Source organism: Clostridium sp. CM037 (assembly GCF_055081095.1).
Genome location: NZ_CM143650.1, coordinates 4,131,298 through 4,143,301, shown reverse-complemented (window position 1 = coordinate 4,143,301; position 12,004 = coordinate 4,131,298). Strand labels below are relative to the sequence as shown.

Below are 12,004 nucleotides of genomic sequence, written 5' to 3'. Positions count from 1 at the left end.
TAAAGGCAGGGGTAATGTTTATGCAAAGATTAATAATAATTTTATTACTGGCTGTGGTAGTCATATCTGTTACCCTATATGTTTTATTGTATAGTGAAATTAAAAGTATAAATAATCAATTAAACAAAATTAATAAAACTAAGACTAATTCGAAAATACTATTATCTTGTTCTAATAAGCAATTATGTGGGTTAGCTTTGGGAATAAACAAAAATCTAGAAGAAAAACAAAAGTCAGAAGCTAAATATAAAAAGATGGATTTAGAGCTTAGAAAAGCCATTGCAAATATATCTCATGATTTAAGGACTCCATTAACTTCAATAAGGGGGTATATGCAATTAATTGATAATAATAGTTTATCTGAAGATGAAAATAAGAAATATATAGATATAGTAAAAAACAGAACAAAATCATTAGAAACCTTAATAACTAGTTTTTATGATTTATCAAGACTAGAAGGTAATGAATATAAATTTGATATGAAATCCTTAAACTTAAACAATATAGTGTGTGAATGCGTGGCTTCATCTTATAATGATTTCTTAAATTGCGAAGTGGAACCTAAAATTGATATAGAAGAAAAACCTTATTTTATTATAGGAGATGAAGTTGCAGTAAAGAGAGTGTTTTCAAATTTAATACAAAACATCATTAAATATGGTAAAGGATATGTAGCTATTTCTTTAAAACGCAGTAATGATTGCATTGTTACAATATTTCAAAATGCCGCACCAAATTTAAATGATGAAGATGCGAAACATTTATTTGAGCGCTTTTTTACAGCAGATAGAGCAAGAACGGCGAAAAGTACAGGGATTGGACTTGCTATAACAAAACAATTAGTTGAACAAATGGGGCATGAAATTTCAGTGGAACTAGTGGAAGGAAAGCTTAGCATAATAATAAGGTGGAAAGATTTAAAGTATGTTAATGAAAAATAGATATGGGGGAGTAGGGGATATAATAATTTATACAAAATAGCCTCAGAAACTTTGACTTGTTATTTTATTTGAAATCCCTAAGAGGGTTCATTTTTAAAACAGTTAAGGATATTATTGTTACCATTTTAAAACTCATATTTAACAATTTTCTAATAGTACGGGCATCAGTAGTTGGGGAACAGCCATATGAATAAAATGACTATTATAATTTATCTAAATCATTTTCTGTATATACCTCAATACCATTTTTAAGTAATAGTTCTGCAGTGAAACCATATCCTTTTATTAGTCCACCTGAAAATGCCCCATTGTATATAAATCCACAACCGCATGAAGGGCTTTTAGAGAGTAGTATTGCTTTTTTTATACCTATGACTTTCGCAATTCTCAAAGTCTTTTCTGATCCTTCAACAAATTCTTTAGTAAAATCTTGTTTATCCTTACTAATTACTTTTTTATTACCCATTTCATCTATGATAATTTCACAACTTGGTCTTGGAGTATGTAGTCCAGCTAAGAGTTCTGGACATACAGCAATAGCATTTCCTTTCTTCACTAAATCAGCTATAACTTTATTCTCTATATTGGTTCCATTATATCTACAATTAACCCCTGCTAAACATGAACTTACTAAATACATATAGCACCATCTCCTTTTGTAAGTTTTGTTTTATCAGAATTTTTAATTACATAATATCCTACTATTATAATCTAATTATTTACCTATATTATACCATTAGATACAACCTATATAGTTTAATAATATACAAAACTTTAACATAAAGACTGTCATAATGAGGTATATCCTAATGATACTATCAGAATATGTTTCACTGGGGTTATAAAAAGAATATATGAAATGTTTCAAATATAAATAGCCATAGCTTGTGCAATTGATAGGGTAGGAAACATTGTAACTGAACTAATCTGTAAAGGTAGAATGAAGCATACAGATTTAGAAAGACTTTTTACAGGCAGGATTGAAGATAATTCAACCCTTTGTACTGACTCACACAAGAGTTACATTAAGTTCGCCAAAAATTATTTATAAAATATTAATTAAGGGAAACCAAACGGCTTTCCTTAAAAATTGTCATGTTTTTCAACAATATTATTAAACATAGCCAAATGAAAAAGAAATTAATCAAAAAAAATTTGAAAATTTAGCTGATGCACTTTCAGATACTGGAATCTCAAAGGACATTTTAAAAGATATTTATAAAAAAGTAAAATAAGTGATGATGATTAACTATGAGCTGTAAATGGACTACTCAAGAATCTATGTTACATGGGTATGGAAACGATTTGTGTTAAAAATTGTAAAAATAAATATTATTTTACTCAGACTATGTTTTTTTGTATGAATCGTTGCATACCCAGAAAATGTTGGAGCTCCACGTATTGTATTGATATTAGTGGGATTTATAGATATTATTACAGCGGATGAAAACAAAAATGAAACGCTTAGAAATGTTGTGTTTTTGGAGTTCCAAGAAGTAAAATAATTTTATCAAAGATTGTAGCTACAGTTATTCTTGCATTTATAGCAGAATTTATTATATTAGTTTTGTTTTTAGGGAGCGTGTTTATAGTACTCGGAGTAAATAATGAACTCCTTATTAATATAACAAATTTTTGTCAGAAGATATTGGTAATAACCCCTCTGTGGATAGCGGTTCCTATAATAGACAGTGACTCAAAGTATGAACAAATTAGGGAAAGATTATAATATGTGTAATTTAACGACAGTATATATAGTATACTTAGAATGGTATAAACTGAAAATATGTTAAAAATATAATAAGTTAGAGAGTGTGATGTATGAAATTTTTAAAAAATATAGAAAATCAAGCGATAACTGTTAAACAAATGACTATAATTAAAGCTTTTCTTGTAATGCTTACAGCAATTTTATTGGAGATATTAGGTCAAATACCCATAGAAATTTTAAATTTATTTTTTAAACGTTTTACAAAAGTAGCCCCCTATTTGAAATTTGTTACAGGAGTGTTAGTTAAATATTTTATTATTACTCTTTTATTAAAGTGGCATAGTAAAGATTCCTGTGAAAAAATTCATAAAAAAAGTTTTAATAGAAAGAATTTTATTTATGTTGCTTTAATAATTATAGGCTTTCGTATAGTATATGATAATAGTTTAATTTACTGGGTTAATAAGATACCTATGCCTGATTTTATAAATCAAGCATTTGAGGAGCTGGCGATGTCACCTATTATAATGATACTTAGTGCTGTTGTTATAGCACCTATATATGAAGAAATTGTTTTTAGAGGGATATTGCTAAGGGGTATGGCTAACAAAATAAATCCAACATTGGCACTTATAGTATCAGCCTTATTTTTTGCGTTGATGCATATGAATATTCCTCAGGGCATAAATGCATTTTTGCTAGGATTAATTATTGGATCTATATATTTGAATACAGGTTCAATTTATTTAAGTATATTTGCACACTTTATAAATAATTCTACGGCGATCTCAATTTCAGGAGCCTTCCAATTAATAAGCGGAAAGTATGCTACATTAATTCATGGTACAGCTTTTATTGTAGGAAGCATAATTTTAATTGTTGCCTACAGATGGCTTAATCAAAATAAACCAGGAAATAAGCTAGATATATACAAAGAATCTATAGAAATATAATATTGGGCCACAAAATAAAATCCTCCATTATAAAGATAATTATCTTTATAATGGAGGATTTTGTGCATTTTATTACTTTAAAGAAAGATACAATTATTACTTAAGGGTATAGGGGAATATTGATATGAACAAAAAAAATGACGGATTAATTAAACAAAACTATATAATAATGAATAAATTGAAAGTTTAATGCATATAAAATTCAAAGATCTCAGAATTAATGGAGATAGGGTATACAACAAGGAGGATAATAAATGAAAGAGATGCAGATAACAAATTGTAAAAATGGGAAAACAAAATAATTAACGATAAATAACTCATGAGCAATTTGCTCATGAGTTATATTTGGTATAATGATACAAAGAGATTAAATCATTTTAGATGACTAGTGAAAGGATAAAGATTTATTATGAGAATAAATAAACTTCTTAGCAATTATGGTATTTGCTCAAGAACTGATGTTAATAGACTTATAGATGAAAAAAGGATAATGGTAAATGGGAAGCTTTGCACCACCGGGCAGTGGGTAGAAAAAGAGGATAATATTCTTCTTGATAATGAGAATATTTCGATGAGAGAGAAGATTTATATTGCGCTAAATAAACCCGTGGGAATTACATGTACTGCAGAAAAAACAGTAGAAAGCAATATAATTAATTTCATGAACTACCCAGAATACATATTTCCAGTTGGTAGATTAGATAAGGCATCTCAAGGATTAATACTTATGACTAATGATGGCGATTTGGCAAATAATATTTTAGAATCTGAAAATGAACATGAGAAAGAATATATAGTAACTGTGAATAAGCATTTTGATGAATCTTTTCTCAAAGCAATGTCTGAGGGTGTTCAAATTTGTGGGGTTAAAACAAGACCTTGCAAAGTTATCGAAGTTAGCGATGATACTTTTCGTATTATTTTAACACAAGGACTAAATAAACAAATTCGTAGAATGAGCAAAACTTTTGGATATACAGTTGTAAGATTAGAACGAATTCGAATTATTAATATAAAAATTGATGAGACAGATATTGGCATGTGGCGTCACCTCACAGATAAAGAGGTAATAGAATTAAGGAATAGTTAAATCATCACCTTAGATGCTGTATTAACGACTTCAGAAGGAGATTTATACTCCTTCTGAAGTCGTTAAAAGGGTACCTTAGTAGAAATGTTAAGGTACCCTTTGTTTTTTATGAAAACTACTCAATTATGTGGTTTTAAAAGTCAAACAATCGGTTTCTGAATAGAGATTAACATTTTCGCCACTAACGTCTATAGATTTAGCATTACAGAGCTGATTAGAGTTATAGGTGCAAGTACATACATTACAAGCAATTACGTCGCATCCATTACTATTGGAATTAATGATATTTGTAAGAGAACTATAGGCAATACTATCTAAAAAAGAAGCACAACAAGTATCAGAATCTTTTTTAGCACTTTTTCCACCAACATTTATTATATTAGCATAACATGTGTTCTTATCATTATGGGAACAATTTGAAACGCTACAGTTGATTTTTGGCATTATATCTCCTCCTTAGTGTATCTACTAAGAAGTTTAACCAAAAGGAAGAGAAAATATTTATAATAGGAGTTTTGTTTAAAATTTCTATTTGATAGATTTTTTAAAACAGTATGTTCCAGAGTTCACTTTCCTAGTATCATAATAGTTTATATATGAAATAATCCATACCAAAATTACCATCCAAATAAGTGATGCCATTTACTATATAATAATTATTATCCTAATATTCCTTGTCGTATAATTAAGCTTTTATTTAAGCCAAACTTTCGTATTAGAGCATAACCTAAAAGTTACAGTTTGTAGAAAATATATTTTCGATTACATCTTGAAGATTGTTGTATTTTCATATATAATCAGATTTAAGTTAAAAAATGTAACAATATACATATTATGAGATATGCAAAATTATTCGATTATAGGGAATATATATCTATTGTCGCTTGTTTTTTTATCATGAAAACGAGTGCAAAAGGTGCTTTTAAATATTTGATAGCTAGATTAATAAAGTTTTAACATGGCATTTTCTAATCTAATAAAGTAGCTTGAACCCTTGCTATTGCAAGGATTTAAATAAATAAGACAAAAATAGTGTTAACACTATCAAAAAATTGAAGGGGGAAAATTTATGAGTTATGTTAATAAATCATTAAAAAGATATGGCAGCTTTGCTTTATCTTTAGTACTAGCTCTTAATTTAATGCTATCTTTTTCATTTAAAACGTCTGCATCAACTATACAGTCTGACTACAAGTCCTTTGTAATGGCTCCATTGGAAAAAATAACAGATTGGAATGCATTCAAAAATCAATTAATAACCATTAAGAACAACGGAGTCTATGCCCTTACCACAGATGTGTGGTGGGGAGATGTTGAAAGTGCGGGTGACAACCAGTTTGACTGGAGTTACTATAAGACTTATGCAGATACTGTTCGTGCTGCAGGATTAAAGTGGGTGCCTATTATGTCCACTCACCAATGCGGTGGTTCTGTAGGGAACACAGTAAATATACCATTACCTTCATGGTTATGGAATAAAGATACTGCTGATAATATGCAGTTTAAGGATGAAAAAGGAAATTATGATAAGGAATCTCTTAGTCCATGGTGGTCTGGTACAGATAAACAGTATAATGAACTTTATGCGTCTTTTGCTGAAAACTTTAGCAGTTATAAAGATATTATAGCTAAAGTTTACCTTTCCGGTGGTCCATCAGGTGAATTAAGATTTCCTTCTTACAATCCATCATTAGGTTGGTCATATCCAGGTCGTGGATCTCTACAATGCTACAGTACAACAGCTAAAACAGATTTTCAAAATACGATGAAAACTAAATACGGCACTATTTCTGCAGTTAATAGTGCATGGAATGCAAGCCTAACAAGCTTTACACAAATTATGCCTCCAACAGATGGTGATAATTTCTTTATAGAGGGTTATAAGTCAACTTATGGTAAAGATTTTTTAACTTGGTATCAAAGTGTACTTGCAAAACACTTGTCGAATATAACGGATATAGCACATAACGATTTTGATTCAGTTTTGGGTGTTAGAATAGGAGCGAAAATAGCAGGTATACACTGGTTAATGAATAGTCCTACTATGCCACATGCTGCAGAGTACGGTGCAGGTTATTATAATTACAGTACTTTACTTGACCAGTTTAAGACATCAAATGTAGATTTAACATTTACATGTCTTGAGATGGATGATTCAAACGCATATACTAGTCCATTCTATTCAGCTCCTAAAAGTCTCGTTATAAATATTGCCAATTTGGCTACATCAAAAGGTATAAGACACTTTGGAGAGAATGCACTAGCTATTTCTAATAATAATCAAGCGTATCAAAATGCTGCTGAAATGTTATTTAATTATAATTTCTCTGGCTTTACACTTTTGAGATTTGCAAATGTTGTTAACACCGATGGAACAGCTACTTCTGAAATGGCCCCTTTTGCAGATGCTTTAGTTATGAAGCCAGTTCCTGTAACCTTTACAGTGAATAACGTTAATCCAGGCAGTGGTCAAAATGTATACTTATGTGGAAGTGAATGGGAACTATCTAATTGGACTACAGGAGTATATCCTTTACCACTTACTAATAGTAATGGAAGGTACACAGGAACTACATATCTTGGTGAAGGTCGTACCTACCAATTTAAAGCAATTATGAAAGATGGTAGCAAAAATGTAACATGGGAAAGCGGCAACAGTCAATCTTATACTGTTCCTACAAGGGGAGGTTCCTATACCTGGAACTGGTAGATACAAAAGATTACCATTATAGGTTATATATAGTTTTGAAAGTAATGAATTTAAAAGTTTATTAAAATCCTAAAAGGGCTCTGGGATTTCAGAGCCCTTTTAGGATACAGTCGACATACATGGTTTTTTTAAAAATAAATTTTAAGTTTATCGTAAAATTAAGAGCCACTACTCTAATAAATATGATATAATTAGAATAATGCAGTAAAATAAAAGTGTGTGTTTTAGAGAAAATTGAGTTGTTATTAGAAAATTAGGGAAATATTAAAGTTATATATAATTTTAAATCCCTTACAAGGCATATGAAAAAAATAGACTAGCGTGCTGACTGGTTATTTTTTTGAAGATGCCTAAATAGAAGAAAGAGGTGTCCTATCATAAAAAACGAAAATGAAAATAAAAAAGAAACTACTAAAGTGGAAATTAAATCAAACAAATACCAGACGCTAGAAGAAATTACATTTTTAAAAATAGTTAAAAAAGATAAAACAACCGTTGATTGTAAAATAGATACTGAAGATTTACAAAGGGTATTAGAAAAAGGTCGTTGGTTTGCAGAATGGAATAAAGATTTTAATAATTTCTTAGCACAAAACCTAGGTAGTTATTATATCGAAGAAAAGAAATATAGAAGAAAACAGAGTTTGCAGTCATTCATATTAGATGTTCATCCAAAAGCACCTGTAAGACATATCAATGGAGATACTCTAGATAATAGAAAATGCAACTTAGAAGTATATAATCAAAATTCAATTAATGATTATGAAGAATTAGATGAAGAAACTGTTGCTATAATATTAAGAGATAGATACGGTAAAGAAAAATCTAGGACTATAATCGATAAAGAGGATTTAAGCAGAGTGGTTAATAATAGTTATACATGGGTTCTCTTTAAGAAAGATACAGAACCTTATGCTGTAGCAAACATTCCTGAAGGAAAAATTTATCTAAATAGATTTATAATGGCTACAACTGAAGATATGGTTACTCATCCTATAAATCTTAATACATTAGATAATAGAAAAGCTAATTTAGAAAATAAAAAAGTTGATTTAGAATTTGCTAAACCAACTGAAGAAACAGAAGTTTAATCCAGCTCCGCAGGAGATGATTTAATAAGCATTGTAAAAGCAGTATAGAAGATAATTCTATACCGCTTTTATTTTTTTGCTATTGGGTTAGAAACAACTTGAAATTGATTTGTTTTTCCCATAATATAAGCTAGGTTTATTATAGATTTTTCGTCACCTGTCATTTCTCTCTTAAACATTTTTTCGAATTGCTTTATTAAATTATTATAATCAAGTTTGTAATTTTCAGTGCTAGGTCTGGTTAACTTTGTATGTTTATGTGGATCATATACCTTAGCTTTAATTCCTTTGTTATAAATTTTTTTGAAAACTTCTGCGGTGTAGTAAGCATCATTAAAAGCATTATGGAACGTACTTTCAATAGGCACGTCAAGAAGTTTCGCTGCGTTACCTAGCCCAATATTAATTCCTTTTTGGCAATTAAGCTCTTTAGAAGCGTAGGATTGAATGTCGATGTATTCTGTGGGTACAATCAAAGTATCTAATTCATGGTATTTTATATTTCGAAATAATTCTTTTATATCTGCTACTCCCCATACACACAATATGCTTGAGTCAGCATTTATAAATTCTAAAAACTCTTTGTACATTTCTTTAAAAGGTTTGCCTCTATCTAATTCATCCATTGTTATTCCAGTAAGTTCTTTTACAAAGGGATTGATTATAGTATATATTTCCGGTTTTACTAATACATCTAGAGCTCCAATAGTCTCAAAATTGTCATTAAGCTTTACGGCGCCAATCTGAATTATTTCAAAAGGACATTTAGGATTTGTTATGTTTTTAGTATCTTTTGTGTAATTGTAGCCTTGATTAAATTCTAAGTCAAATATTATATAATTCATTTAATTACCTCTAAACTTATTTAATATTATAGTACATAACGATATATTATTATATCATTTATAATAGTAAAAAACACCTCCACTGTTACGTTTTAAACGACATTTCAGAAGGAAAGTCTCTCACTTCTATAAGTGGTAGTATAAATCTCCTTCTGAAGTAGTTAATTCATCTTCTTTGAAATTGTATATAAAGTAGTTTATAATGAGTATAGTGGCGATATCATTTTTTAGTAAAAATTGGACATATGGCAACTAAGAGTATAATTATTAGTAGAAAAGATATCTATAAAAGAATAATTATCAATAAAATAAGTGAAATCAATCCGTGTAGTTTATGTTACACGTGATATATAAGAGAAGGAGTTTTATATATGGGAAAAATATTGGTGCTTGCAGAGAAACCCTCTGTAGGCCGTGAACTAGCGAAAGTTTTAAATTGCACTCAAGGTGGAAATGGGTATTTAATGGGATCAAAGTATATTGTAACTTGGGCACTAGGACATCTAGTAACACTTGCGGGTCCTGAGGATTATGATCAAAAATACAAGAGTTGGAAAATGGAAGATCTTCCTATGCTGCCAAAGGATCTAAAATTGGTAGTTATTAAAGAAACATCAAAGCAATATAAGATTGTACATGAACTTCTTAAGAGAGCTGATGTAGATGAACTCATTATTGCGACAGATTCAGGGCGTGAAGGAGAATTAGTGGCGCGTTGGATCATTCAAAAAGCAGGATTTAGAAAACCGATAAAGAGGTTATGGATCTCCTCCCAAACTGAAAAAGCGATAAAGGATGGATTTGCTAATCTTAAACCTGGAAAAGATTATGAAAACCTATTTTGGGCAGCGCAATCAAGAGCAGAGGCGGATTGGCTAATAGGCCTCAACGTCACTAGGGCCTTAACTTGTAAATACAACGCTCAATTATCAGCAGGAAGAGTTCAAACACCAACTTTGGCACTTATTGTTGAAAGAGAAAACGAAATTAAAAAATTCATCCCAAAGGATTACTGGACAGTAAATGGTAAAGTGAATAATTTTACAGTTAATTGGTCAAGTAGAAATGGAGAAGCTCGTACATTTGATAAGCAAAAGGCAGAAGATATAGCTACTAAGGTAAATAATCAAATGGGAATCGTAGTAGAGCTAAATAAAGCATCTAAAAAAGAATTGCCTCCACTTGCATATGATTTAACAGAGCTTCAAAGGGATGCTAATAGAAAATTCGGATATTCTGCAAAGCAAACTCTTAATATAATGCAGAAACTATATGAAAATCATAAGATATTATCTTATCCAAGAACAGACTCTAGGTACATTACTACAGATATAGTGGCTACGCTTATGGATAGATTAAAGAGTATAGCGATAGGACCATATGAGAAAGCTGCTAGAAGCATAATAAAAGGTAGAATACATACTACAAGTAGACTTGTGGATAATAGCAAGGTATCGGATCATCATGCTATAATTCCAACAGAGCAGCATGTAAATTTATCAATCCTTAACAAAGAAGAAAAAAGCATTTATGACCTAGTTGTAAAAAGATTCTTAGAAGTTCTAAGTCCAGCTTTTGAGTATGAGCAAACTACTGTGAAAATAAATGTTAAGGGTGAGACATTTTCTGCAAAAGGAAAAATAGTTAAGTCGAAAGGCTGGAAAGAAATAAGCAGTTCTAGTGAAAATGAAGACAAAGATCAATCTCTACCACCGATAAATAAAGGTGAAGAAGTTAAACTTACTTTAGTTAAATTCGAGAATGAAAAAACAAAGCCACCAGCTAGATTTAATGAAGCAACATTACTTACAGCTATGGAGCATCCAGGGAAAAATATAGATGACAAGAGTTTAAGAGAAGCCTTGGATAACACCTCAGGACTTGGAACTCCCGCTACAAGGGCAGATGTTATTGAAAAATTATTCAACATCTTTTATATGGAGAGAAGGGGTAAAGAAATTTTTCCAACATCAAAAGGAATACAGCTAATAGGTTTAGTTCCTGAAGAATTAAAATCGCCTGAACTTACCGCTAAATGGGAAAAACAGCTTCAACTTATAAGCAAAGGAAAAGCTAATTCCATGAATTTCGTAATAGATATGAGGGAGTATGCAGTGAAGCTTGTGAAGAACGTTGTAGCTTCAAGCGAAATATATAAGCATGACAACGTTACAAGAGTTAAATGTCCTGAGTGTAGTAAATATCTTCTTGAAGTTAACGGCAAAAGGGGAAAGATGCTCGTATGCCCAGATAGGGAATGTGGATATCGTAAGGGTGTATCACAGGTTTCTAATGCACGTTGCCCAACTTGTCATAAGAAAATGGAGATTAGAGGAGATGGAGACAATAAGATATTTGTTTGTGGTTGTGGATACAGAGAAAAACTTTCAGCCTTTAACAAACGTCGAGACTCAGAAAAAAGTGCTTTAAATAAAAAAGATGTTAGTAGATTTTTGAATCAGCAGAATAAGGAAGATGAAGGCACTGGTAATTCAGCTATGGCTGAGGCTTTTGCTAAGTTTAATTTAAAATAATAAAGAAGAACACAATGTATAAGAATTTTATACGTTGTGTTCTTTTTCCTAAATGTATATCAGTGGTAGTGCACTTTTAGACAACCAGTTAGGGTTAGTGTGACAAGGGACGTTGAGTGCGTGGTGAAG

General features: G+C 30.5%; 9 protein-coding genes and 1 pseudogene. 7 read left to right on the top strand and 3 right to left on the bottom strand.

Annotated elements, in window-relative coordinates; genetic code table 11:
• The first annotated feature begins 20 nt into the window (after positions 1-20).
• A complete protein-coding gene (locus ACWJKP_RS19850; RefSeq protein WP_165412922.1) occupies positions 21-941 on the top strand; it encodes a sensor histidine kinase in 921 nt (306 codons plus the stop codon).
• A 202-nt stretch (positions 942-1,143) separates the two neighbouring features.
• Here the strand turns inward: ACWJKP_RS19850 and ACWJKP_RS19845 are convergent, their stop codons facing one another.
• Entirely contained in the window at positions 1,144-1,581 is a 438-nt protein-coding gene (locus tag ACWJKP_RS19845) for a 2-thiouracil desulfurase family protein (RefSeq protein WP_165412923.1), read from the bottom strand.
• A gap of 234 nt (positions 1,582-1,815) precedes the next feature.
• Here ACWJKP_RS19845 and ACWJKP_RS19840 point away from each other — a divergent pair.
• The 3 genes and pseudogenes from ACWJKP_RS19840 to ACWJKP_RS19830 form a co-directional block, all read left to right on the top strand.
• Positions 1,816-1,983, top strand: a pseudogene (locus ACWJKP_RS19840) (IS1595 family transposase); the annotation flags it as partial.
• Positions 1,984-2,762: 779 nt separating this feature from the next.
• On the top strand, positions 2,763-3,605 hold the full coding sequence (locus ACWJKP_RS19835; protein WP_165412924.1) for a CPBP family intramembrane glutamic endopeptidase: 843 nt from the start codon (positions 2,763-2,765) through the stop codon (positions 3,603-3,605).
• Between the two features lie 409 nt (positions 3,606-4,014).
• A complete protein-coding gene (locus tag ACWJKP_RS19830; RefSeq protein ID WP_165412925.1) occupies positions 4,015-4,695 on the top strand; it encodes a pseudouridine synthase in 681 nt (226 codons plus the stop codon).
• 123 nt (positions 4,696-4,818) lie between these two features.
• On the opposite strand, the gene ACWJKP_RS19825 is transcribed toward ACWJKP_RS19830, so the two are convergent.
• Complete coding sequence (locus tag ACWJKP_RS19825) at positions 4,819-5,139, bottom strand: DUF1540 domain-containing protein (RefSeq protein ID WP_462961362.1); 321 nt, start codon at positions 5,137-5,139, stop codon at positions 4,819-4,821.
• Between the two features lie 625 nt (positions 5,140-5,764).
• On the opposite strand from ACWJKP_RS19825, the gene ACWJKP_RS19820 reads away from it, so the two are divergent.
• Positions 5,765-7,405 carry a family 14 glycosylhydrolase gene (locus tag ACWJKP_RS19820; protein ID WP_165412927.1) on the top strand — a complete coding sequence of 547 codons (1,641 nt, stop codon included), beginning with the start codon at positions 5,765-5,767 and terminating at the stop codon, positions 7,403-7,405.
• 416 nt (positions 7,406-7,821) lie between these two features.
• Positions 7,822-8,496 carry a hypothetical protein gene (locus ACWJKP_RS19815; protein ID WP_224578686.1) on the top strand — a complete coding sequence of 225 codons (675 nt, stop codon included), beginning with the start codon at positions 7,822-7,824 and terminating at the stop codon, positions 8,494-8,496.
• A gap of 68 nt (positions 8,497-8,564) precedes the next feature.
• Here the strand turns inward: ACWJKP_RS19815 and ACWJKP_RS19810 are convergent, their stop codons facing one another.
• Positions 8,565-9,341 (bottom strand): 3'-5' exonuclease, encoded by a 777-nt coding sequence (locus ACWJKP_RS19810; protein ID WP_462961361.1) that lies wholly within the window; start codon positions 9,339-9,341, stop codon positions 8,565-8,567.
• A gap of 371 nt (positions 9,342-9,712) precedes the next feature.
• On the opposite strand from ACWJKP_RS19810, the gene ACWJKP_RS19805 reads away from it, so the two are divergent.
• The gene (locus tag ACWJKP_RS19805; protein ID WP_165412929.1) at positions 9,713-11,875 is read left to right on the top strand and encodes a DNA topoisomerase III; all 2,163 of its coding nucleotides are present in this window, start codon (positions 9,713-9,715) and stop codon (positions 11,873-11,875) included.
• Positions 11,876-12,004: the final 129 nt, after the last annotated feature.